The 23,380-nt window shown below is 74.7% G+C and carries 15 protein-coding genes and 1 pseudogene; 10 read left to right on the top strand and 6 right to left on the bottom strand.

Annotated features, from left to right (window positions below; all coding sequences use genetic code 11):
- Positions 1-23: 23 nt before the first annotated feature.
- Both ACZ63H_RS22035 and ACZ63H_RS22030 read left to right on the top strand, forming a co-directional pair.
- Positions 24-902, top strand: a complete 879-nt coding sequence (locus ACZ63H_RS22035; RefSeq protein WP_469867491.1) for a hypothetical protein — start codon at positions 24-26, stop codon at positions 900-902.
- A 38-nt stretch (positions 903-940) separates the two neighbouring features.
- The gene (locus tag ACZ63H_RS22030) at positions 941-5,572 is read left to right on the top strand and encodes a hypothetical protein (RefSeq protein ID WP_469867489.1); all 4,632 of its coding nucleotides are present in this window, start codon (positions 941-943) and stop codon (positions 5,570-5,572) included.
- Between the two features lie 106 nt (positions 5,573-5,678).
- Here the strand turns inward: ACZ63H_RS22030 and ACZ63H_RS22025 are convergent, their stop codons facing one another.
- Together ACZ63H_RS22025 and ACZ63H_RS22020 are read right to left on the bottom strand one after the other, a co-directional pair.
- The gene (locus ACZ63H_RS22025) at positions 5,679-6,518 is read right to left on the bottom strand and encodes an IclR family transcriptional regulator (protein ID WP_469867487.1); all 840 of its coding nucleotides are present in this window, start codon (positions 6,516-6,518) and stop codon (positions 5,679-5,681) included.
- Between the two features lie 200 nt (positions 6,519-6,718).
- On the bottom strand, positions 6,719-7,228 hold the full coding sequence (locus ACZ63H_RS22020; protein WP_469867486.1) for a hypothetical protein: 510 nt from the start codon (positions 7,226-7,228) through the stop codon (positions 6,719-6,721).
- Positions 7,229-7,648: 420 nt separating this feature from the next.
- Between ACZ63H_RS22020 and ACZ63H_RS22015 the strand changes: the two genes are divergently transcribed.
- The 5 genes and pseudogenes from ACZ63H_RS22015 (at position 7,649) to ACZ63H_RS21995 (ending at position 12,145) form a co-directional block, all read left to right on the top strand.
- Entirely contained in the window at positions 7,649-10,453 is a 2,805-nt protein-coding gene (locus ACZ63H_RS22015) for a nitrate- and nitrite sensing domain-containing protein (protein WP_469867484.1), read from the top strand.
- Complete coding sequence (locus ACZ63H_RS22010; RefSeq protein WP_467942107.1) at positions 10,450-10,884, top strand: roadblock/LC7 domain-containing protein; 435 nt, start codon at positions 10,450-10,452, stop codon at positions 10,882-10,884. The genes ACZ63H_RS22015 and ACZ63H_RS22010 overlap by 4 nt, the downstream gene beginning before the upstream one ends.
- Positions 10,885-10,893: 9 nt before the next feature.
- Complete coding sequence (locus ACZ63H_RS22005; protein WP_467942106.1) at positions 10,894-11,289, top strand: DUF742 domain-containing protein; 396 nt, start codon at positions 10,894-10,896, stop codon at positions 11,287-11,289.
- Between the two features lie 84 nt (positions 11,290-11,373).
- Positions 11,374-11,559 (top strand): annotated as a pseudogene (locus ACZ63H_RS22000) (hypothetical protein); the annotation flags it as partial.
- Positions 11,540-12,145 (top strand): GTP-binding protein, encoded by a 606-nt coding sequence (locus tag ACZ63H_RS21995; protein ID WP_469867481.1) that lies wholly within the window; start codon positions 11,540-11,542, stop codon positions 12,143-12,145. The pseudogene ACZ63H_RS22000 and the gene ACZ63H_RS21995, both read left to right, overlap by 20 nt.
- Before the next feature lie 336 nt (positions 12,146-12,481).
- Here the strand turns inward: ACZ63H_RS21995 and ACZ63H_RS21990 are convergent, their stop codons facing one another.
- On the bottom strand, positions 12,482-14,131 hold the full coding sequence (locus tag ACZ63H_RS21990; protein ID WP_469867480.1) for an EAL domain-containing protein: 1,650 nt from the start codon (positions 14,129-14,131) through the stop codon (positions 12,482-12,484).
- Positions 14,132-14,491: 360 nt separating this feature from the next.
- Here ACZ63H_RS21990 and ACZ63H_RS21985 point away from each other — a divergent pair, with 360 nt between their 5' ends.
- Positions 14,492-15,028, top strand: a complete 537-nt coding sequence (locus ACZ63H_RS21985; RefSeq protein WP_469867478.1) for an NUDIX domain-containing protein — start codon at positions 14,492-14,494, stop codon at positions 15,026-15,028.
- 11 nt (positions 15,029-15,039) lie between these two features.
- Here ACZ63H_RS21985 and ACZ63H_RS21980 read toward each other — a convergent pair whose 3' ends face one another.
- Entirely contained in the window at positions 15,040-17,400 is a 2,361-nt protein-coding gene (locus ACZ63H_RS21980) for a glycoside hydrolase family 31 protein (protein ID WP_469867476.1), read from the bottom strand.
- A 213-nt stretch (positions 17,401-17,613) separates the two neighbouring features.
- Between ACZ63H_RS21980 and ACZ63H_RS21975 the strand changes: the two genes are divergently transcribed.
- Both ACZ63H_RS21975 and ACZ63H_RS21970 read left to right on the top strand, forming a co-directional pair.
- Positions 17,614-19,590, top strand: coding sequence for an acetoacetate--CoA ligase (locus tag ACZ63H_RS21975; RefSeq protein ID WP_469867474.1), 1,977 nt, complete (start codon positions 17,614-17,616; stop codon positions 19,588-19,590).
- 199 nt (positions 19,591-19,789) lie between these two features.
- A complete protein-coding gene (locus ACZ63H_RS21970; RefSeq protein ID WP_469867473.1) occupies positions 19,790-20,683 on the top strand; it encodes a hypothetical protein in 894 nt (297 codons plus the stop codon).
- Between the two features lie 87 nt (positions 20,684-20,770).
- Here ACZ63H_RS21970 and ptsP read toward each other — a convergent pair whose 3' ends face one another.
- Positions 20,771-22,441: a phosphoenolpyruvate--protein phosphotransferase gene (gene ptsP, locus ACZ63H_RS21965; RefSeq protein ID WP_469867471.1), complete on the bottom strand. Its 1,671-nt coding sequence runs from the start codon at positions 22,439-22,441 to the stop codon at positions 20,771-20,773.
- A gap of 78 nt (positions 22,442-22,519) precedes the next feature.
- Positions 22,520-22,969: a PTS sugar transporter subunit IIA gene (locus tag ACZ63H_RS21960; RefSeq protein WP_469867469.1), complete on the bottom strand. Its 450-nt coding sequence runs from the start codon at positions 22,967-22,969 to the stop codon at positions 22,520-22,522.
- Positions 22,970-23,380 lie beyond the last annotated feature (411 nt).

The following is a 23,380-nucleotide window of genomic DNA, read 5'->3' as shown; positions in this document are numbered from 1 at the left end:
GACCGCGACAAGGAGCCCAACCCGTGACCGAGCACGTCGAGTGGACCGAGGCGGAGACACCCGCCCCGCCGGCGTCCACCGCCGTCACCCCCGCCGACGCCGCCGACGCGGCGCGGCTCGTCGCCTTCGGACTCCAGCCCAAGCTGGCGCCCGCGCGCGACCAGGAGTACACCGAACTGCTGCGCCGCTACCGCGAGGACCCGGCCTTCGCCCGGCTCGCCGACGCCGTCGCCGCCGGACTCGGACTCGTCGTGCTGGAGGTGTCGCCGCGCGCGGGCATGGCCGTCACCGCCGCCGAGGACTCGGTCTTCGCCGTCCGCATGGGTGACTACGCGCGTCGCACCACCGCCGACTCCGGCGACCGCTTCCTGCACGGCCTCGCCCATCTCGCCGTCGCCGCCCTGGCGTTCCCGCGCCCCGAGGACCTCGCCGACGACTCCTACATCGGCCGGGTCACCGTCAACGGCGTCGACGCCTTCGTCCGGCAGGCCTGCCGCCGCCTGGAGGAACGCGCCGAGGAGCGCGGCGAGAACACCGACCCGGCGACCGACGCGCCCGGACTGGAGGCCGCCTGGCGGATCTGGGCCAGGCGCAGCGCCACCGGCGCCACCAAGGACGCCCGCCGCCCCGCCGCCTCCACCACCGGCATCGTCGCCAAGGCCCTGGCCTTCCTCACCGACTCGGGCTTCCTGCAGCGCACCGGCGACGACAGCGGCGGCACCTACCGCACCACCGCCCGCTACCAGCTCCAGGTCCGCGACATGGCCGGCAACGCCGCCCTGGCCGAACTGGCGGAGCTGGGCGTCGTCCCGGTCACCGACGGCACGGCCACCCTGCTGCCCGCCGAGGACACCGACGACCTGGACCTGGTGGCCGACGCCGGGCTGCCGTTCCACTCCTGAAACCCCCTCCACCGCAAGAACACTGACGAGAGTCCGCCATGTACGAGCTGTCCCGGGTCCGCCTCTACTCCATCGGTCCCGCCGGTGCGCGCTACGCCGACACCGTGCTTGACCTGCGGGGTGTCGGCGAGCCCGTGCCCGACCCGGCGCCCACGCAGGCGGAGTTCTTCGAGGAGGAGCCCGCCGGCCCGCCGCGCCGGCCCGCGCCCGCGGGCGTGCTGTTCCTGGAGAACGGCGGGGGCAAGTCCGTCCTGCTCAAGCTGATCTTCTCGGTGATGCTGCCGGGCCACCGCAACACCCTCGGCGGCGCCAGCTCCGGTGTGCTGCGCAAGTTCCTGCTGGCCGACGACTGCGGTCACGTGGCCCTGGAGTGGCAGCACGTGCAGACCGGCGAGTGCGTGGTCGTCGGCAAGGTCAGCGAATGGCGCGGACGGCAGGTCTCCAACGACCCGCGCAAGTTCGCCGAGGCCTGGTACTCCTTCCGGCCCGGCCCCGGCCTCAGCCTGGACAACCTGCCCGTCGCCGAGGCCACCGCCGTACGGCCGCCCGCCGAGGGCACCTCCGGCGCGCACGGCCGCCGCCGCACCATGAAGGGCTTCCGCGACGCCCTCATGGAGGCCGGCAAGGCCTACCCGCACCTGGAGGTGCACTGGGAGGAGATCCACGAGCGCTGGACCGAGCACCTCGGCGACCTCGGCCTGGACCCCGAGCTCTTCCGCTACCAGCGCGAGATGAACGCCGACGAGGGCGAGGCGGCCGGCCTCTTCGCGGTCAAGAAGGACTCCGACTTCACCGACCTGCTGCTGCGCGCCGTCACCGACACCCGCGACACCGACGGCCTCGCCGACCTCGTCAGCGGCTTCGGCAACAAGCTCGGCCGGCGCGCCGAACTGATCGCCGAACGCGACTTCACCGCCGGCTCGGCCGACCTGCTCGGAAAGATCGTGGAGGCCGCCGACGCACGGGCACGCGCGCGTGACGTGCACGCGGGCGCCGAGCGCCGCACCCGCACGCTGGCCCGCCGGCTGTCCGCGCGGGCCGTGCGGGAGCGGGCCAGGGCCACCGACCTCGCCCAGCGGGTCACGGCCGCCGCCTACGCCGTCACCCACTCCGAGGGCGCCCGCGAGCGCAGCTCCCTCATCGCCGCCGAACTCGCCTACCGGCACGCCTCGCTGGCGCTCGCCGCCGCCGAGAAGTCCGCCGCCGCGCAGAAGCGCGAACTGGCCGACGCCCGCACCCTGCACGCCGCCTGGCAGGCCGCCGAGGCCGTGCTGCGCCACCGGGCCGCCGCCGACCGCGTCGCGCGGGTGTCCGCCGCCATCCAGGAGGCCGAACGGGACGCGGCCCCCGCGCTCGCCGCCCGCGCCAAGGCCGCCGTGGACCTCGTACGCGCCCTGCACGCCGCCGCCGGGAGCGCCGAGGCCCTCGCCAACGAGGAGGAGGAGCGGTCCGCCGCCCTCCAGGAGATCGGCGACGGCGCCCACCGGGACTCCACCACCGCCGCCACCGAGGCGCAGCGGGCCCGCAGCGAGGCCGGCCACCTGCGCCAGCGCCTCGCCGAGGTCGAGCAGGAGACCGCCGAGGCCGTCCGCGCCGGCTGGCTGGACGACAGCACCCCGGACGCCGACCCGGCGCGGGCCGCGCTCGCCGCCAGTGACGCCGAGAAGACCGCCGTGGCCGCCTGGGACACGGCCCGCGAGGCCGCCCGCAAGGCCACCGAGCACGCCCGCGAGGCGGCCTCGGCCGAGTCCCGCGCGGAACTGACCGCGGCCCGCGCGGCGGACGCGGCGACCGCCGCCGGACGGGCGTACGAGGCCGAGCGGCGCCTCGCCGAGTCGCTGGCCGCCGAGGAACGGCTGGCGGAACTGCTGAGCCTGCCGGGGGCACCGAACCCGGTCCGCGTGCCCGGGCCGCGCACCGGCGCCGACGACGCCGTCCCCGCCCCCCGTGCCGCCGGGGAGGGCGCCCTCACACCCGAGGACCTCGACCGCTTCGCCGACGAACTGCGCGAACTGCTCGACGACGCCGTCGCCACCGCCGAACGGAACCTGTTCGACCTGCGCACGGCCGCCGCCGACGACGCCCGGATCCTCGGCGCCCTCGGCGACGGCGGACTGCTGCCGCCCGGCCCGGACGTGCTGGCCACCGTCGAGTTCCTCGGCGAGCACGGCATCCCGGCGCTCCCCGGCTGGCGCTACCTCGCCCAGGCCGTCGACCCGGCCGACCACGCGCGCGTGCTCGCCGCCCGCCCCGAACTGGTCGACGGCGTGATCATCACCGACCCGGACACGCACGCGCGTGCCCGCGAGGTCCTCGGCGACGCCGCCCTGCTGCCCCGCTCCGCCGTCGCCGTCGGCACCGCCGCCGCGCTGCTCGCCCCGCCGCCCGCCGCCGCCGGTGACGTCTTCCTGGTACCGCCGAACCCGGCCATGCACGACGAACACGCCGCCGACGAGGAACGCCAGGCCCTGCGCGCCCGGGCCACCGAACGCGACGAGGAGATCCGGGCCCTCGCCGCCCGCCTCGGCAAGGACCGGGAACTGGCCGCCCGGCTCGCCTCCTGGCGCACCGGCTGCCCCGCCGGGCGCCTCACCGAGCTGGCCCGGGCCGCCGAGGAGGCCCGCGCGTTCGCCGAGGAGACCGAGGCCGAACTCGCCGAGGCGCGGACCGTCCGCGCGGAGGCGGAGGAGGCCGCGGCCGAGGCCGTCCGGGTCCGCGACGAGCGGCAGGAGGCCGCGCAGAAGGCCCGGCGCTCCGCCGACGCCCTCGCCGGCCTCGCCCACCGGCTGCGCGAGCGCGCCGGCTGGCAGGCGAGACTGCGCGAACTCGCCGACGAGGCCGCCGAGTCAGAGGCCCGCGCCCAGACCTGCCTGGAGCGTGCCCGAGCCGCCGACGAGGACCGCCGGGCCGCCCAGCGCGCCGCCGACGACGCCCGCCGCACCGCGCGTGCCCTGCGCGCCGAGCGCTCCGAGATCGCCGGCGCCCCCGACGACGTACCCGCCGCGGACACGGACGCCCCGGAGGCGTCCCTGCCCGCCCTCCGCGAGGCATACCGGGCCGCCTCCCAGCTGTACGAGAAGGTCGGCGTCGGCGCCGACCTGCGCGCCGAACAGGCCCGCGCGGAGAGCGACGAGAGCGCCGCCCGCGCCGAACTGGACCGGCTCAGCAACAAGGTCCGCACCCGCGCCGAGCAACTGCTCCAGTCGCCCGACGGCTCCGACGGGCCGTCCCGGCAGGCCGCCGCCGCGCGCGCGGAGGAGCTGGTGCAGCTCCTGGAGACCCGTATGTCGACCGCGAGCGAGCAGCTCGGCCGGCTGCGCGGCGAGGCCGAGCGCCTCGCCCCCGAGGACGGCGAGGCGCACACCGAGCTGCCCGGGGAGCTGATCCCGCGCGACGCCGAGCACGCCCAGGCCCTGCTGCGCACCGCCACGACCGAACTCGCCGCCCGCACCGAGGCGCTGACCGGGGCCCGGGAGGCGCACGCGGAGCTGCTGGCGGCCCAGCGCGCCGCCGAGGACGCGGCCGGCGGCTTCGACGAGATCGCCGCCATGCTCCGCGACCTGCTGCGCGAGCAGGCGGCCGAGGAGGAGCAGGAGGAGCCGGAGCCGTACCCGGGCACTCTGGAGGAGGCCCGGCAGTCCGCCGCCGAGGCCCGCCGCTCCCTGCGCGGCTGCGCGGCCGACCTGTCCGCCGCCGAGGCCGCCGTGCGCGAGGCGAGCGACGTCCTCGTCCGGCACGCCAACTCCACCCGCTACGAGCACGTCCGCACCCCCGCCCGGCAGCAGATCCGGGAGCTGCCCGCCGCCGCGCTGCCCGAGCACGCCCAGAAGTGGTCGGACGCGTTCGCGCCCCGGCTGCGCGTGCTGACCGACGAGCTGGCCCAGCTGGAGCGCAACCGCGACTCCATCGTGGACCGGCTGCGCGGCCTCGTGGAGTCGGCGCTCGCCACCCTGCGATCCGCCCAGCGGCTCTCCCGGCTGCCGGAGGGACTCGGCGAGTGGTCCGGGCAGGAGTTCCTGCGCATCCGCTTCGAGGAACCCGACCAGGCCACGCTCACCGAGCGGCTCGGCGAGGTCGTCGACGAGGCCACCCGCGCGGCCGTGAAGAAGAACTCCGACCTGCGCCGGGACGGCATGTCCCTGCTGCTGCGGGGCGTCGCCGCGGCCCTCCAGCCCAAGGGCGTGGCCGTGGAGATCCTCAAGCCCGACGCCGTACTGCGCGCCGAGCGCGTCCCCGTCGGCCAGATGGGCGACGTGTTCTCCGGCGGCCAGCTGCTCACCGCGGCCATCGCCCTGTACTGCACGATGGCCGCGCTCCGCTCGAACGACCGGGGCCGCGACAAGCACCGGCACGCGGGCACCCTGTTCCTGGACAACCCCATCGGCCGTGCCAACGCCACCTACCTGCTGGAGCTCCAGCGGGCGGTGTCCGACGCGCTGGGCGTGCAGCTGCTGTACACCACCGGCCTGTTCGACACGACCGCCCTCGCCGAGTTCCCGCTGGTCATCCGTCTGCGCAACGACGCCGACCTCCGGGCGGGCCTGAAGTACATCAGCGTGGAGGAACACCTCCGGCCCGGCCTGCCGCAGCCGCCCCGGGCCGGGGAGACGGTGCACAGCGAGATCACGGCGACGCGCATGTTCAGGAAGCCGGCGCCGAGCGCGTCGTAGAAGGCGTTCGTCCCTCTCGGTGTGGCGCACCGCGCGGCGAGCTGTGTGCTGCGCACCACCGAGGGCCCCGGTGGCGCGGCGGGCGGGGGCGCCGGCCCCCGGGTGCTCAGAAGCCGTACCCCATCCGCCGGGACAGCTCGGCGCCCGCCGCGACCGTACGCTCGGCCACCTGCGGCAACCGGTCCGCGCCCAGCCGGTACACCGGGCCCGAGACGCTGATCGCCGCGATCACCTCGCCGTCGTGCGCGCGGACCGGTGCGGCCACGGCGGCGAGCCCCAGCTCGAACTCCTCGACCGTGACGCCGTACCCCTGCCGGACCACGGCCTCCAGCTCGGCGCGGAGCTTCGCCGCCCCGGTGACCGTGCGGTCCGTGAACCGCGTCAACGGCCGCGCCAGCAGGCCCTCGCGCAGGGTCGGCGCCAGGTGCGCGAGGAGCACCTTGCCGCTGGACGTGGCGTGCAGCGGGGTGCGCCGGCCCAGCCAGTTCTGCGCGGTCACGGCCGCGGTGCCGCGGGCCTGCATGATGTTGACCGCCGCGTCGGCGTCGAGGACGGCGATGTTGACCGTCTCGCCGAGTTCGTCGGCGACCTCCCGGCACACCGGGACGCCCTCCTGGGAGATGTCGAGCCGCACCGCGGCCGCCCCCGCCAGGCGCAGTACGCCGGCCCCCAGGCAGTACTTCCCGCGGTCCTTGGCCTGGGCCACCAGGCCCCGGTTCTCCAGGACGCCGAGCAGCCGGAACGCCGTGGACTTGTGGACGGCCAGCTCCGCGGCGATCTCGGTGACGCCCGCCTCGCCGTGCCGGGCGAGGATCTCCAGCACGCTCACGGCACGGTCCACCGACTGCACCGCGCCGGCCGCCCCACGGCCGCCCCGCCTCTCCGGGCCGCCGGGGTCCGGGGCCGTCTCCTCGCCGCGGTCGGGCTGTTTCTGGGTGCGGGGCATGGCTCGGCTCTCGTTACCTGGGGCGGGCGCGTTCGTTGCGTAGAGCGCCTCGTCGTGCGCCATACGAAACGGGATGCTATCGAAGCGCCCCGCCCACCCCACCGGGTGATCGCGACCGTCCGCCGGCGCGCCCTCCTCTTCCCGACCGGCCCCGCCGTGCGCCGTCCCCGTTAGAGACGGCGCCCCCGCGGGCCACCCGTTCAGGAGTGCGAGAGCCGACCGGCGCCGCGCCCGCGGCGTATCCGCTCCTGTTCCCGCGAGGCCGCGCGCTCCTGGCGGCGGCGGGCCCGGCGCTCACGGCGGAGGGAGCGGGCCGTGCTGCTCGGCTCCGAGATCACGCCGTGCCGCTGGTTCCACACCTGGCGGGTCACCCACACGTCGACCACGGCCCAGGTGGCCACCACCGTGCTCGCGACGCCGCTCATCACCATCGGGAAGGCCAGCCAGGACCCGGCCAGCGTGCACAGGAACGCCACCATCGCCTGTATCAGCGTGACCGCGATGACGAGGACGGCCCGCACCGCCGCCGCACGCACCGGATCGGGCACCGGATGCCGGTGCGCGGGCTCCTCCACCCACAACGGCCGTTGGCCGTACCGCGATGCGTGGCCGTGCGCACCGCCGTGATCCGGCGCCTCGCCGCCCCACCGCGTCCGCGCGCGCCCCGTCCCGTGATCCTCGGGCGCCCCGCGCCGTCCCGCCGTGCCCATCACCGTGTCACTCCCCACCGCCGGCAGACCGCTCGCCCCGGAATCCCGAAGACCCCGACTCCCCAGTGGCTGCCCGGCTTGCGCTGCTTTACGCCGCCGGAACGCGGGACGCGGCCGCTGTGGCTCATTCCGCCCCCAAGTCCCCTAGAGAAGGACGAACGAGGACCCGCGAAGATTCCCGCCGAGCGAAAAAATCCGGCCAACCGTCCGTCGAAGTTCCCACCGGCTACCGGACATGATCCTCCGGATCGCGGTGGCAATCTCCCCCAATGCCCGGACAACTCGCCCTCTCCCGTCGTCGGTGCGGAACTTCACCCGCCGGACATGTCTTCGAGTTATCTGTGGCGCGGTAGTAGGCTCGCGCCGTTTGCTGACGGACATGAACACCCCCGGCCAGCGGGGGTCGAGCTGGGGGAGGCCATGCGCTTTCGCGGGAAGTCGATCCGCCGGAAGATCGTGGCGCTGCTTCTCGTGCCGCTGGTGTCCTTGACCGGTGTCTGGGCCTTCGCCACCGTGTTCGCCGGCCGGGAAGTGGCTCAGTTGTTCCGCGTGTCCGACGTCGTCGAGGACATCGGTTACCCCACCGAGGACGCCGTGCGCGTCCTGCAGCAGGAACGCCGCCAGGCCCTCGTCTACCTCGCCGACCCGCGCGCCGCCGAGTCCCTGTCCGCGCTGCACCGCACCCGCGCCGCCACCGACCGGGCGATCGCCACCCTCCGCGAGCACGCCGGGGACGGGGACACCCGGGCCGACCTGGAGGCGGACGACCGCGAACACCTGGCCACCGTCATGGACGCCTTCGACGGCCTGGACTCCCTGCGCCGCGGCGTCGAAAAACGCTCCGTCACCCGGTCCGAGGCGCTCGGCCGCTACAACCGCCTCGTGGACCCCTGCTACGCGCTGCTGGCCTCCCTCGTCGGCATCGACGACGTCGAGGTCGAGAAGCAGGCCCGCGCCCTCGTCAACATCAACCGTGCCCGGGAACTGCTCGCCCGCGAGGACGCCCTGCTCGGCTCCTCCCTCGTCGTCGGCCGGCTCACCCGGGACGAGAGCCGTGACATCTCCGGCCTCGTCGCCCAGCGCACCCTCCTGTACGACATCAGCCTCCCGCTGCTGCCCGCCGCCGAACGCGCACGCTACGAACGCTTCTGGAAGAACGCCACCACGGCGCCCCTGCGCGAGGCAGAACGGTCCGTCGTCGCCACCGCCTCCGGCACCCCCCGCCGGGTCACCGCCAAGAGCTGGGACGCCACCGCCGCCACCGTCCTGGACGAGCTGGGCACCCTCGACGACCGGGCGAGCGACCGCTACCAGGACCGCATGCGCCCGGTGGCCGTCGGCGTCATCGCGAAGGCGGCCGTGGTGGGCCTCCTCGGCCTGATCGCCCTCCTCGTCTCGGTCGTCCTGTCCATCCGCGTCGGCCGGGCCCTCATCCGGGACCTGCGCCAGCTGCGCCTGGAGGCGCACGAGGCGTCCGGCGTCCGGCTGCCCAGCGTGATGCGCCGGCTGTCCGCGGGCGAACAGGTCGACGTCGAGACCGAGGTGCCCCGCCTGGAGTACGACAAGAACGAGATCGGCGAGGTCGGGCAGGCCCTCAACACCCTGCAGCGCGCCGCCGTGGAGGCCGCCGTCAAGCAGGCCGAACTGCGCGCCGGCGTCTCCGAGGTCTTCGTCAACCTCGCCCGCCGCAGCCAGGTGCTGCTGCACAAGCAGCTCACCCTGCTCGACAGCATGGAGCGCCGTACCGAGGACACCGACGAACTCGCCGACCTGTTCCGCCTGGACCACCTCACCACCCGGATGCGCCGCCACGCCGAGGGCCTGGTGATCCTCTCCGGAGCCGCGCCCTCCCGGCAGTGGCGCCGGCCCGTGCAGCTGATGGACGTCGTCCGGGCCGCCGTCGCCGAGGTCGAGGACTACGAGCGCATCGAGGTCCGGCGGCTGCCGCGGGTCGCCGTCACCGGGCCCGCCGTCGCCGACCTCACCCACCTCGTGGCCGAACTCCTGGAGAACGCCACGGTCTTCTCGCCCCCGCACACCGCCGTCCAGGTCGTCGGCGAGCGGGTCGCCAACGGCTTCACCCTGGAGATCCACGACCGGGGGCTCGGCATGACGGCCGAGGCGCTGCTCGACGCCAATCTCCGCCTCGCCGAGACACCCGAGTTCGAACTCTCCGACACCGACCGGCTGGGCCTGTTCGTCGTCAGCCGCCTCGCCCAGCGCCAGAACGTCCGGGTCTCCCTCCAGCCGTCCCCCTACGGCGGCACCACCGCCGTGGTGTTCATCCCCGACCCGCTGCTGACCGAGGACGTCCCGGACACCAACGGCCTCGGCTTCCGGCTCGACCGGGACCGCCCGGGTGACGGTTCCGGGCAGGCGCTCGGCCACGGCGGCGGGCGCTCCCCGGCCCCGCTGCGGCTGCCCGGCCTGCCGACCTCCGTGCTGGACGGACCGGTGGAGCTGGAGGCGCCCGTCGACCTCGACGCGCTGGACGACTTCCCCGGTGCCCTCCCGGACGAGGACAGCGAGCGCGGCGGCCTGTTCCGCCCCCGCCGCTCCCGCCCGGACGGCGACGATCCGGCCGGCCGGCCGCCGCACCACGAGTCCGGCGACCGGGGGACCGTACCGCTGCCCCGGCGGCAGACGCCCAAGCTGGTCAGCTCGCACGGCAAGCCCGTCACCGACCAGCGCTCCCGCCGCGGCGAACCCGCCCCGGGACCCGCCGCCGGACCGCAGGACACCGACCCGGGCGGACTGGCCCCGCTGCCCTCCCGCCGCCGTGGCGGCGCCGCCCGGCGCCCCGCCGGCATCGGCGACCCGCCCGGGAACCGGGCCGCCACCCCGGCCGGGAACACCGACGGCACGCCCGAGGCCCCCGCGCTGCCCCGGCGCACCCGGACCGGGACACCCGGCACCGGCGGCCCGGCCGACCCGGCACCGCCCGCCGGCAGCCCGACCGGGCCGGCCGGCGGCACGGCCCCGGCGCCCGGCGCCCGGCCGCTGCCCCGGCGCGTGCGGCAGGCCAGCCTGGCGCCCCAGCTCAAGCAGGACACCGAACGGCGCGCCGCGCGCGCGGCACAGCCCGACGACCGCGACGCCGACGAGGTCCGCAGCAGGATGGCCTCGCTCCAGCGCGGCTGGCAGCGCGGCCGGGAGGAGAACGCCGCGGGCGACGGGGCCCGGGACGGCACAGCACAAGGAACGACCAAGGGAGACGGTCGATGACCGCACCGAAGGCCACCGGCCACACGGCGACGAACAAGGGGGAGCTGAACTGGCTCCTGGACGACCTGGTGGACCGGGTCGCCAGCATCCGCAAGGCGGTCATCCTGTCCGGCGACGGACTGCCGACGGGAGTGTCCAAGGACCTGACCAGGGAGGACAGCGAGCACCTGGCCGCCGTCGCGTCCGGGTTCCACAGCCTCGCCAAGGGCGTCGGCCGCCACTTCGACGCGGGCGGCGTCCGGCAGACCATCGTCGAGCTGGACGGTGCCTTCCTGTTCGTCACCGCCGCCGGCGACGGCAGCTGCCTCGCCGTCCTCTCGGACGCCGACTCCGACGTCGGACAGGTCGCCTACGAGATGACGCTGCTGGTCAAGCGGGTCGGCGTGCATCTGGGCACCGCCCCGCGCACCGATCTGTCCGCAGGCGGGTAGTGGGATGGCATGAGCGGAGACGGTCAGGGAAGAAACCACTGGTTCGACGACGAGGCCGGGCCGGTCGTGCGGCCGTACGCCATGACACGCGGCCGCACCACGAGTGAGGGCCAGCACCGCCTCGATCTGATCGCCGTGGTCGTCACGGAGCCCGACGCCGGCGACCCGGAAGCGGATCCGACGATGTCCCCGGAGCACGTGGACATCGTCGGGCTCTGCCGGGACGAGCCCCAGTCGGTCGCCGAACTGGCCGCGGAACTGGACCTGCCCATCGGCGTGGTCCGCGTCCTCATCGGCGACCTGGTGCACACCGGTTTCGTCCACGTGACCCGCCCGGTGCCGCCGGCCGAGCTGCCGGACGAGAGTATTCTGCGCGACGTGATCAACGGCCTCCGGGCGCTGTGACCGGCGCGGGAGCGGGGTAGCGACGTGACTGGCCGGCAGTTCCGGGTGGACCGGGCGGCACCCTCGCGGACGCCGTGGCCCGCCGCGGACCGGGTGGAGCGGACCGCCGGCACCGGCACTGCCCCGGGCGGGAACGGCTCGAACGGCTCGGCCGGTGCCGGCCCCGCAGCCGTACTCGTCATCGAGACCCCCGGTGGCGGCGGCCACGGCCGACCGTCGCCCGACCCCCATCAAGCAGGAGAAGAGATCGATGATCTTCGGGCGTTCTGAGCGCGGCAAGCCCCCGGTCGAGCCCGTCACGCTCAAGATCCTCGTGGCCGGCGGCTTCGGCGTGGGCAAGACGACGCTCGTCGGCGCGGTCAGCGAGATCAGACCGCTGCGCACCGAGGAGTTGCTGACCGAGGCCGGGCGGCCGGTCGACGACACGAGCGGTGTGGAGGGCAAGCACACCACCACGGTGGCCATGGACTTCGGCCGCATCACGGTGCGCGAGGACCTGGTGCTGTACCTGTTCGGCACGCCCGGGCAGGAGCGGTTCTGGTTCATGTGGGACGAGCTGTCCGAGGGCGCGCTCGGCGCCGTCGTCCTCGCCGACACCCGCCGCCTGGAGGACTGCTTCGCCGCCGTGGACTACTTCGAGCGGCGTTCCATCCCCTTCGTCGTCGGCATCAACTGCTTCGAGGGCGCCGCGCGGTACCCCGCCGAGTCCGTCCGCCAGGCGCTCGACCTCGACGACGGGGTGCCCCTCCTGCTGTGCGACGCCCGGGACCGGGAGTCGGTCAAGGAGGTGCTCATCGGACTCGTGCGGCACGCGATGGCGTACACGGCCGGGCAACGCCGGGCCGCCACCGGCTGACCGCCCGCCCCCTCTCGCCACCGGCCGGCCCCCTGTCCCCTCTCGCCACCGGCCGCCGGGCACGGCCCGCACCCCCGCCGACCGGGGTACGGGCCGTGGTCCTGTGGGGCAGCCGGAGCGCCCCGCGGCCGGGCCGTGGGGCAGGACGCAGTCGCGCCGTAGTGCCGGATAACGCCGGGAATGTACGGCGATGTCGGCTGACACCGGGAAGTTTTCACCGGCGCCGCGGGGGCGTCAAGGCTGTGGACGGCGGCGGTGACCCCGGGCCGCCCGCCGCGGCGCCGGTACGGGCGCGCCGCGGTCACCGTGGCGGACGGCCCCGCACGGGGCGGCGGTTCACCACCGTGGTTCGGCGGCCGCCATTCCGGTTCCCGCCGGGGCCGGTCCCGGGCCGCCGCGCCGGATCTCGTGGCCGGGGAGCCCGGCCCGGCCGAGCACCCAGCTCGCGCCGTGCAGCGCCTTGGCCGCCTTCTTCAGCTCGGCGAGCCACGCGGCGGCCTGGTGATGGTCCCCGACGGTGCCCGGCGCGCAGACGACGGTCGCCAGGGACAGCGTGACCGGCCGTCCGCCCGCCGCCCAGGACGCGTCCAGCACGGCGCTCGCCAGCGGATCGAGCGCCTCCTCGTCGGCCAGCACCAGGAAGTCGTCCCCGCCGATGTGCCCCACCCGGGCCTGCCCCGCCGCCCGCCGGAGCGCGCCGCCGACCGCGCGGATCAGCTCGTCGCCCGCGGCGAACCCGGCCCCGTCGTTGACCTGCTTGAAGTGGTCGATGTCCAGCCAGCTGAGCGCGAAGGCCCGGCCCTCGGAGATCCGCCGGTCCACCTCGCCCACGATGGCGTCCGAACCGGGCAGCCGGGTCAGCGGGTTGAGCCCGGCCGCCTCCTCCACCCGGCTCTCGGCCAGCGCCCGCACCAGATCCGCGAGCCGTACGACGCCCACGCACCGGCCCTGTTCGTCGACCACCGCGACGTCGTCCGAGGTCCGGTCCCGGCCGCCGTCCGCCACCACGTCCAGCACCTGCCAGGCCGTGGCGTCCACCCCGACCGTGCGGGGCGTGTCGCCCAGTTTGGACGCGGGACGGCCGGCGTACAGGGCATGCCCGTAGCGGGTCGACATCGACAGCAGGAAGCGCGAACGGTGCACCGACCGGACGGGACGCCCGGACGCGTCCACCAGCAGCACCCCGGAGACGTCCGGGGAACCGGTCAGCAGGGCCCGCACCCGCTCGGCCGAGGCGGACAGCGGCAGCACGGCGGCGGGCCGCACGAACTCCCGCACCGACGGCCCGGACCGGGGTACGGCCACGGCACCGGGCGCGCGGGGCGGAACGTACACGTCCACCACGGGGATCCGGGCCGGCGGCGCGAACAGCTCGCCCTGGGCCAGTTGGGCACCGGCCGCCAGGGCCGCCGCGTACTGGTGCTCGGTCTCCACGCCCTCCACCGCGACCAGGGCGCCCAGCTCCTCGCACAGCGTCCGCATCGCCCGTACCGCGGCCGGCCGCGCCAGCAGGGAGGCGTCGAGCTTGACCAGGCCGGGGGAGAGGTCGGTGAGCAGCCTGAGCGGCACGTCGCCGTCCCCGATGCCGTCCGCGCTGATCCGGAACCCCTGCTCGCGCAGCGAGGCCACCGCCTCCAGCAGGGCGCGGTGCGGCACGTGCGTGAAGGGCGGGACGATGTCGAGCGTCACCTCCCAGGGCATGCGCCCCGCGCCGCGCACCGCGTCGTGCAGCGGGGTGAGGCCGCCCAGGTCGGCGAGCGTGCCCGCGAACACGTTCAGGTGCAGCGGCAGCAGCGTCTCCCTGCGTGCCGCCGCGCGGAACGCCAGCACGGCCAGCCTGCCGTCCAGCTCGGGGTCCCGGCGGGCCTCGGCCAGGATGTCGCCGGTTTCCGGGCGGGCGAGTGCCTCCAGTGCGGCGACCGCGCCCGTCCTCAGGTTGACCACCGGCTGGAAGGCGAAGCGGAGAGTATCCGTCCAGGAGTGCACGGGAGCATGATGGCGCCGCCCGCGCACGACCTGGCGCAGTTCATGAGACGTTCACGCAGGATTCCGTGATGATCACGCAGAGTGGGCGGGCGTCCGGATCCGCGGGTGTGCGGGTACGCGGCAGACCCTCTCCTCGCGGAAGGCATTTGACGGAGCATCAGTTGTGCACCGCGGGCAAAGTGAAATGCGCAGACTGCCGCGGTGAACCGAACGGCCCCGAACGGCGTCGTGTTACAGGAGGGGCGGCCGGGACCGACGGGGGTGATTCCGGCCGCCTCTTCCCGATCCGCCCGTTCTCCGCCCGTTCCTGAGGCGTCACTGCCGGAACACGCCCCTATCGTGATCGGATACAGTCCGCGCGTGTCCGAAACTCGACAACCATCTGCCAATTGCGTGCCGGACTCCCACTGTTCGAGCTGCGGAGCGCCCTATGGAGAGGGCATCACCGGCTGGCCGCGGACCTGCCCGTCCTGCGGTGCCACCGCCTACCGCAACCCGCTGCCGGTCGCGATCGCGCTCCAGCCCGTGTACGACGCCAAGGGCACCTCCCTGGTCGTCATCACCCGCACCGTCGCCCCCGCGCGCGGCGGCACGGCCCTGCCCGGCGGCTACGTCGACGACCGCGAGGACTGGAAGCAGGCCGTCGTCCGCGAACTCGAGGAGGAGACCGGCATCCACGCGGCCGCCCGCGACGTGCGGCTCGTGGACGCCATGAGCGCCCCCGACGGGCACCTGCTGCTGTTCGGGCTGCTCCCCGAACGCCCGGCCGACGGACTGCCGCCCTCCGGCCCCACGGACGAGACCGAGGGCTGGCACCTGCTGCGCCGGCCCGGGGAACTCGCCTTCCCGCTGCACACCGTGGCCGTCAAAGCCTGGTTCGAGGGCCGCTACGTGTGAACCCGCGCCGGTCACCCCAGCCCGCGCACGCGCACCGGGTAGGGCGGCTCGGCCGGGCCGTCCTCCCGCTCCCGGGTGACCACCACCCGCCCCTCCTGCCGGCGGGCCGCGTAGCGCTCGATCTCCGGTTCCGCCCACCCGTCGCCCGCGTCCGGCACCACCAGGCCGCCCCCGGCCCGCCCGCGCGCGGGCGCCCACACCTCCAGCTCCAGCCCGCCGCCGGCCCCCCGCACGGGCAGCACCGCCCCCGCGCGCGCGAAGACCGGCACCCGGGACAGCGGCGCGTCGGCCACCACCCGCACCGGCCCCTCGTGGACCTCCTCCGTCACCGTGTCGTACCAGCGGCCCCGCGGCAGGCGCACCGCACGCCGGCTCGCACCGGGCTCCAGCACCGGGGCCACCAGCAGGCCGTCGCCCAGCAGGAACGCGTCCTCGCAGTCGCGCAGCGCCCGGTCCTCCGGCGACCCCCACCACAGCGGCCGCACATAGGGCGCCCCGGTCCGCCGGGCCAACTGCGCCAGCGTCAGGAAGTACGGCAGCAGCCGCCGGCGTTCGAGCAGGGCCGCGCGCGCGTGCTCCAGCACCTCGGCGCCGAACTCCCACGGCTCCCGGCGCCCCGCCCGCGGACCGGCGTGGGTGCGGAACAACGGCAGGTACGCACCCAGCTGGAACCACCGCAGATACAGCTCCGGTGACGGACCGCCGTCGCAGCCGCCCACGTCCGGACCCGAGTACGGCACGCCGCACAGTCCCAGCCCCAGCACCAGCGACAGCGACGCCCGCAGCCCCGGCCAGCCCGTCGCCACGGCCCCCGACCACGTGCCCCCGTACCGCTGCGACCCCGCCCAGCCCGAACGGGAGACCACGAAGGGCCGCTCCCCGGGCGCCAGCTCGCGCAGCCCCGCATAGGCCGCCCGGGCCATGCACAGCGCGTACACGTTGTGCGCCTCCCGGTGGTCGCCGCCGCGCCCCTCCAGGGCGTGCCGGGCCGACCGGGGCAGCGTGGGCTCACCGAAGGCGCTGAACGACGTCGGCTCGTCCATGTCGTGCCAGAACCCCGCGAAGCCCTGTTCCAGCCGCTCCCGGTACAGCCCGCCCCACCACGCGCGCACGCGCGCGTGCGTGAAGTCCGGGAAGACGGACCCGCCGGCCCGCGCCTCACCCTCCACCGTGCGGCCCCGCGCGTCCCGCACGAACGCGTCCACGGCCGCACCGCCGTCGTACACCGCGTCGCCCTCTTCCGCCCGCACCGCCGGCTCCACGGCCGACACCAGCCGTATCCCGTCCCGGCGCAGCTCCTCCGCCAGCACCGGCAGCTTGGGGAAGCGGTCCTGGTCGACGGTGAACACCCGGTGGTCCTCGTGGTGGCCGATGCCGAGATGCACCGCGTCCAGCGGCAGGCCCCGCTCCTGATAACCGGAGACGATCCGGCGCACCTCCTGCTCGCCGCCGGCGTCCCGCGGCGCGTGCTGGTGCCCGAGGGCCCACGCGGGCGGCAGCGCGGGCGCCCCGGTCAGCGAGGCCCACGTGTACAGCACGCGCGCGGGAGTGCCCACCATCGCCCAGCAGCGCAGCGGCCCGCCGTCCATGTGCACCTCGCAGCGGCCCGCCCGGTCGTGCCCGGACCCGGCGCCCTCCTCGCCCTCCCGCAGCACCACCGAGCCGTCCCAGGTGGTGTCGTGGAACACCAGATGCGTGCCCGCGTCCGCCACCACCAGCTGCACCGGCATCGTCAGGTACAGCGGATCGTCACCGGGCCCGAACGCACGGCCCGGGTCGGTGTTCCACAGTCGGTACCTGCCGTCCCGCAGCCGCGGCCCGGACGCCCGACCGCCCAGCCCGAAGAACCGGGCGTCCGCCGCCACCTCCGACCGCTGCGTCCACCGTGCCGTGCCCCCGCCGACCGGTTCCCACCAGCGCGGCGGCAGATCCCGCCGCAGCACCACCCCGCCCGGCGTGCACACCTGCACCGCACCGTGCCGGGACACGACCACCGTCACCCGCTCGGCCACCACCCGCCAGCCGCCGTCCTTGTCCGGCTCCAGCACCGCCCGCGGATCCGGCTCCGGACCGCTCCCCGCCAGCGCGTACGACGGCACCGCGGCCGCCCCGTCCCACCCCCAGAACACCGCTCCGTTCGCCGCCACGACGATCCGCAGCTCGGAGCGCCCGAACCGGATCACACCGCCGCCCGGACCCGGCTCCACGCCCTGCACCCGCCCCGGCACCCGGGCCCGCTCCGGCCCCCGCCGCGGCAGCCCCGCCGCGTCGATCCGCCTCCTGCGCCACGCGGCCCGCACGGTGCGCAACCCCCGAGCCGCCCTCCCCGAACCGACCACACTCATCGAACGCACCAGGTCACGACCGTCCATGCTGCTCACCCTGCCACCGAGCGCCCCACGCGCGGGCGCCGTTCAACTGCCGTTCACCCGTGCCTGGGCCACATCTTCACGACGCGGACTATGTGCGGCGCACCCTGGTGCAGAAGTCGATCACATGGCATCGTCCGTGTCAGCCGCGTCACGCGCACACCCCAGCCCGTGCGCGGACCGACGCACACGACGCGCACAGCCCGGGAGCCACCGATGTCGACCGCGAACCCCCAGCCGCTCTGGCAGCCCGATCCCGAACGGATCGCCCAGGCCCGCATCACCCGGTTCCAGGCATGGGCCGCCGAACACCACGGCGCCCCGGCCGAGGGCGGTTACCCGGCCCTGCACCGGTGGTCCGTCGACCGGCTCGACACCTTCTGGAAAGCCGTCACCGAATGGTTCGACGTGCGCTTCTCCACCCCCTGGACACGCGTGCTCGACGACCGCGCCATGCCCGGTGCCCGCTGGTTCCCCGGCGCCACCCTGAACTACGCCGAACACGCCCTGCGCGCCGCCGCCGACCGCGCCGGCGAACCCGCCCTCCTGTGCGTGGACGAGACCCACGAACCCCGCCCGGTGACCTGGTCCGAGCTGCGCCGCCAGGTCGGCTCCCTGGCCGCCGGACTCCGCGCGCTCGGCGTGCGCCCGGGCGACCGCGTCAGCGGCTACCTCCCGAACATCCCGGAAGCCGTCGTCGCCCTCCTCGCCACGGCCGCCGTCGGCGCCGTCTGGACCTCCTGCGCCCCCGACTTCGGCGCCCGCAGCGTCCTCGACCGCTTCCAGCAGGTCGAACCCGTCGTCCTGTTCGCCGTCGACGGCTACCGCTACGGCGGCAAGGAACACGACCGCCGCGACACCGTCGCCGAACTGCGCCGCGAACTGCCCACCCTGCGCGCCGTCGTCCACGTCCCGCTGCTGGGCACCGAGACCCCCGAGGGCACCCTCGCCTGGTCGGAACTGACGGCGGCGGACACCGAGCCCGTCTACGAACAGGTCCCCTTCGACCACCCGCTGTGGGTGCTGTACTCCTCCGGCACGACCGGCCTGCCCAAGGCCATCGTCCAGTCGCAGGGCGGCATCCTCGTCGAACACCTCAAACAGCTCGGCCTGCACTGCGACCTCGGCCCCGAGGACCGCTTCTTCTGGTACACCTCGACCGGCTGGATGATGTGGAACTTCCTCGTCTCCGGCCTCCTCACGGGCACCACGGTCGTCCTCTACGACGGCAGCCCCGGCCACCCCGACACCGGCGCCCAGTGGCGGATCGCCGAGCGCACCCGCGCCACCCTCTTCGGCACCTCCGCCGCCTACGTGATGGCCTGCCGCAAGGCCGGCGTCCACCCCGCCCGCGACCACGACCTGTCCACGGTCGAGTGCGTCGCCACCACCGGCTCCCCGCTGCCCCCCGACGGCTTCCGCTGGCTGCACGACGAGTTCGCCGAGAGCGGGGCCGACCTGTGGATCGCCTCCGTCAGCGGCGGCACGGACGTCTGCTCCTGCTTCGCCGGAGCCGTACCCACCCTCCCCGTGTACACCGGCGAACTCCAGGCACCCGGCCTCGGCACCGACCTGCGCTCCTGGGACCCGGACGGCAAGCCCCTCGTCGACGAGGTCGGCGAACTGGTCGTCACCCAGCCCATGCCGTCCATGCCGATCCGCTTCTGGAACGACCCCGACGGCAGCCGCTACCACGACAGCTACTTCGACACCTACCCCGGCGTCTGGCGCCACGGCGACTGGATCACCCTCACCACCCGGGGCACCGTGATCATCCACGGCCGCTCCGACTCCACCCTGAACCGGCAGGGCGTCCGCATGGGCTCGGCCGACATCTACGAGGTCGTCGAGCGCCTGCCCGAGATCAGGGAATCGCTCGTCATCGGCGTCGAGCAGCCCGACGGCGGCTACTGGATGCCCCTGTTCGTGCACCTCGCACCGGGCGCCGTCCTGGACGAGGCACTCCTGGACCGCGTCAAGCGGGCCATCCGCGAACAGCTCTCCCCCCGGCACGTCCCCGACGAGGTCATCGAGGTCCCGGGCATCCCGCACACCCTCACCGGCAAGCGCATCGAGGTCCCGGTCAAGCGCCTCCTGCAGGGCACCCCCCTGGAGAAGGCGGTCAACCCCGGATCCATCGACAACCTCGCCCTGCTCGGCTTCTACGAGCGACTGGCCCGCGAACGCGCCTGACCCACCGGAACGTCACCCTCCGCACAGGTCCCGGACCCACCGGACCCGACCACGGGCCCGGGACCGACCGCCCCCAAACTCGCGCCTCGACCTGGGAAAACACTTCCGGCCCCCAGGTCCGCGCCCGCCTGCGCACCCCCGTTGTCAGTCCCGCCGGTTACGGTGAGTGAGCATTGATCGACCGCGCATTGGGGGAATCATGGCGCACACCGACCACCAGACCATGCGACGCGTCCTGCGCCGCGAGATCGCCGGCACCATCGGCGTCCTCACCGACGACCACGACTTCCGCGCCATGCGGCGCTACCGCAGCTTCACCTTCGACGACCACACGGCATACCTCCGCCACCTCGAAACGGTCCTGAAGACCCGCGCCGCACAGGGCAGCCACACCACACTGGCCCTCTTCGACCCCGAGGACTACGCCGCGTACTGCGCGGACACCGGCCTCGACCCGGACACCCCGGCCAGCCGCACCCGGTTCACCGCACAGCTCGCGGCCACCGGCCCCACCGTCTCCTACGACGGCCGCCCGCTCGCCGACCTCCTGCCCCAGCTCGTGGACGAAGCCGTCCGCCAGGCCACCTGGGAGTACGCCACCACCCTCCTCACCCGCCTCGGCCCCTGCCCGACCTGCGGCGAGGACATCGGCAGGGCCGCCTTCACCCGCGCCTCCGCACTCCTGGCGCGCATCCTCGACACCGCGCCGCCCGGCGACAGGCACCTCGTCTGCACCGTCTCCGGACCACCGGACACCCTCGTCTCCGTGCTGCACGGAGACGAGGACGGCCACGGCGCCACCCGCCTGGACGAGGCCGAGGCCCTGGAATTCACCAGCGTCCTCGCCCTCGGACTCGCCACCCGCAGCCCCGGCGGACTCGTCATCCGCACCACCGCCCCCGGCACCGCCGACCGCGTCTACGGCTGGCGACTGCGCGGCGGCACCCTCGAACCCCTGACGGCCGCGGAAGTCTTCGACGCCTACTGCACCGACGTCGAATCCGGCGACCTCATCGCACCCGAGTCCGGCGTCGACTACGGCACGCCCCCCGGCCTCGGCGACGGCGACAGCACCTCGGACCACCGCCACTGACCCACCGGCCCCCACGGAACACGTCAGGGGCGCCCCGCCCGAAGGCAGGACGCCCCTGATGCCGGCACCCGAAGGCAACCGGTACGGCTACTCGCCGGACAGCACCGCCTGGGCCGCGCCGCGCGCCTCCTCGGCACTGTCCGCCGCACGCGCCGCCGCCGCGGCCCGCTCGCACTGCGCCAGCGTGTACTTCGCCAGCGTGGCGCGGACGTACGGAATCGACGCCGAACCCATGGACAGGGAGGTGACACCCAGGCCCGTCAGCACACAGGCCAGCAGCGGATCGGACGCGGCCTCACCGCACACCCCGCAGCTCTTGCCCTCGGCCCTCGCCGCCTCGGCGGACAGCGCGACCAGGTCGAGCAGCGCCGGCTGCCACGGGTCCTGGAGCCGCGACACCGCACCCACCTGCCGGTCCGCGGCGAACGTGTACTGCGCGAGGTCGTTGGTCCCCAGCGACAGGAACTCGACCTCCCGCAGGATCGAGCGCGCCCGCAGCGCGGCCGAGGGGATCTCGACCATCGCGCCGAACTTCGCCTGGAGCCCCGCCTCCCGGCAGGCGTCCGCGAACGCCTTGGCGTCCTGCCGGTCCGCCACCATGGGCGCCATCACCTCGAGGTGGACGGGCAGCCCCTCGGCGGCCTTCGCCAGCGCCGTCAGCTGGGTGCGCAGCACCTCCGGGTGGTCGAGCAGCGTCCGCAGGCCCCGCACGCCCAGCGCCGGGTTCGGCTCGTCCGCCGGCGTCAGGAAGTCCAGCGGCTTGTCCGCGCCCGCGTCCAGCACCCGCACGACCACACGGCCCTCGGGGAACGCCTCCAGCACCTGCCGGTAGGCCTCCACCTGCTTCTCCTCGGACGGAGCCTTCTTGCTGTCGTCCAGGAAGAGGAACTCGGTGCGGAACAGGCCGACGCCCTCGGCACCGGCCTCGACCGCCGCCGCCACATCGGCCGGACCGCCCACGTTGGCCAGCAGCGGCACCTTGTGCCCGTCCGCGGTCACACCCGGACCCGTGGAGGCGGCCAGCGCCGCCTTGCGCTCGGCGGCCGCGGCCGAAAGCCGCGCCTTCTGCTCCTCGCTCGGGTTCACGAAGACATCACCCGTGCTGCCGTCCACGGCGACGAGCGTGCCCTCGGCCAGCTCACCGGCGCCCGGCAGCGCCACGACGGCGGGCACGCCCAGCGCCCGCGCGAGGATCGCGCTGTGGCTGGTCGGACCGCCCTCCTCGGTGACGAAACCGAGAACGAGCGACGGGTCCAGCAGAGCGGTGTCGGCCGGAGCCAGGTCCCGGGCCACGAGGACGTAGGGCTGGTCGCTGTCCGGGACACCCGGCATCGGCACGCCCAGCAGCCGGGCGACGATGCGGTTGCGCACGTCGTCCAGGTCGGCCACGCGGCCCGCGAGGTACTCACCGGCGCCGGCCAGCAGCTCCCGGTACGCCGCGAACGCGTCGTACACCGCCCGCTCCGCGGTGCTGCCGACGGCGATCCGCCGGTCCACGTCCGCCATCAGCTCGGGGTCCTGCGCCATCATGGCCTGCGCTTCCAGCACGGCCTGGGCCTCGCCGCCCGCCAGGTTGCCGCGCGCCATCAGGTCGGCGGCCACGGCGTCCACGGCCTGCCGGGCACGCCCCTGCTCCCGCTCGGCGTCCTCGGCCGGGATCTGCTTCGCCGGCGGTTCCAGCACCGCCGTGCCCATGTGCCGAACCTCGCCGATCGCCACACCGTGGCTCACACCGACGCCTCGCAGCGTTGTCTCCATCTCACCCGTCTCCGATAGTGCGGCGGGCCCCGCCGCCGCGGTGGTTGTCCTGTTCGCCGCCCTGCGACGGCACGGCCGTCACTTCCAGGAGAAGAGGTCCTCGCCGGCCTCCACGTCGCCGCTCTCCCGCAGCTCGGAGAGGGACTCGGCGGTGGCTTCGAGGGCGACGACCGGGCACACCGGGGACTTGCCGGCGGCTTCGACGGCGGCCGGGTTCCAGCGGATGACCGCCTGACCGCGGGCGACCTTGTCCCCCTTGTTGACGAGCAGCTCGAAGCCCTCGCCGTTGAGCTGGACGGTGTCGATGCCGAGGTGGGTGAGCACGCCGTGGCCGCTCTCGTCGACCACGACGAACGCGTGCGGGTGCAGGGAGACGATGACACCGTCCACCGGCGCCACCGCCTCGGAGGCCTCGCGCACGGGATCGATCGCGGTACCCGGGCCGACCATGGCCCCGGAGAAGACCGGGTCCGGCACTGCGGCCAGCCCGATGGCCCGTCCGGCGAGAGGGGACGTCACGGTGGTCATGGGAAGCCTCCCAGGGAGTGGAGCTGCTCGCGGACCGTCACCGCCTGTCCCGGACGGCGCACTGAGCAGCAGCGTATGTCAAATGAACTGGCGGTTCCGGATAGAAGCTACCAGCTAGTGGTCTAGACCACCAACCATGGCGATTTGCATGGCGTTCCGAGCCGCGTGTACAGTCGTACTCCTGCTCGGGGCAGAGAGACGCGAAACAGTGTCCGGCTCCGGGCGGCAACCAAACTCATCAGATCCTGATCTCGGATCTTCTTCTGCATGCTCGCAGGAGGGTGGTCAGAGAGACGGAAAAAGCCTGGTAGAGTTTGAAACGCAAGACCGAAGGGAAGCGCCCGGAGGAAAGCCCGAGAGGGTGAGTACAAAGGAAGCGACCGTTCCTTGAGAACTCAACAGCGTGCCAAA

This window comes from Streptomyces sp. NPDC104831, assembly GCF_055583025.1.
Note: the sequence above shows the minus strand (reverse complement) of the source record. Positions and strands in the feature narration are given on the sequence as shown.

Excerpts from the sequence above, each read along its gene's own strand:
- ACZ63H_RS22030 (WP_469867489.1), top strand. The coding sequence starts at position 941 with ATGTACGAGCTGTCCCGGGTCCGCCTCTACTCCATCGGTCCCGCCGGT.
- ACZ63H_RS21975 (WP_469867474.1), top strand. The coding sequence starts at position 17,614 with ATGTCGACCGCGAACCCCCAGCCGCTCTGGCAGCCCGATCCCGAACGG.
- ACZ63H_RS21970 (WP_469867473.1), top strand. The coding sequence starts at position 19,790 with ATGGCGCACACCGACCACCAGACCATGCGACGCGTCCTGCGCCGCGAG.
- ACZ63H_RS22010 (WP_467942107.1), top strand. The coding sequence starts at position 10,450 with ATGACCGCACCGAAGGCCACCGGCCACACGGCGACGAACAAGGGGGAG.
- ACZ63H_RS21980 (WP_469867476.1), bottom strand. The coding sequence starts at position 17,400 with ATGGACGGTCGTGACCTGGTGCGTTCGATGAGTGTGGTCGGTTCGGGG.
- ACZ63H_RS21995 (WP_469867481.1), top strand. The coding sequence starts at position 11,540 with ATGATCTTCGGGCGTTCTGAGCGCGGCAAGCCCCCGGTCGAGCCCGTC.
- ACZ63H_RS22025 (WP_469867487.1), bottom strand. The coding sequence starts at position 6,518 with ATGCCCCGCACCCAGAAACAGCCCGACCGCGGCGAGGAGACGGCCCCG.
- ACZ63H_RS22015 (WP_469867484.1), top strand. The coding sequence starts at position 7,649 with ATGCGCTTTCGCGGGAAGTCGATCCGCCGGAAGATCGTGGCGCTGCTT.
- ACZ63H_RS22020 (WP_469867486.1), bottom strand. The coding sequence starts at position 7,228 with ATGGGCACGGCGGGACGGCGCGGGGCGCCCGAGGATCACGGGACGGGG.
- ptsP (WP_469867471.1), bottom strand. The coding sequence starts at position 22,441 with ATGGAGACAACGCTGCGAGGCGTCGGTGTGAGCCACGGTGTGGCGATC.
- ACZ63H_RS21960 (WP_469867469.1), bottom strand. The coding sequence starts at position 22,969 with ATGACCACCGTGACGTCCCCTCTCGCCGGACGGGCCATCGGGCTGGCC.
- ACZ63H_RS22005 (WP_467942106.1), top strand. The coding sequence starts at position 10,894 with ATGAGCGGAGACGGTCAGGGAAGAAACCACTGGTTCGACGACGAGGCC.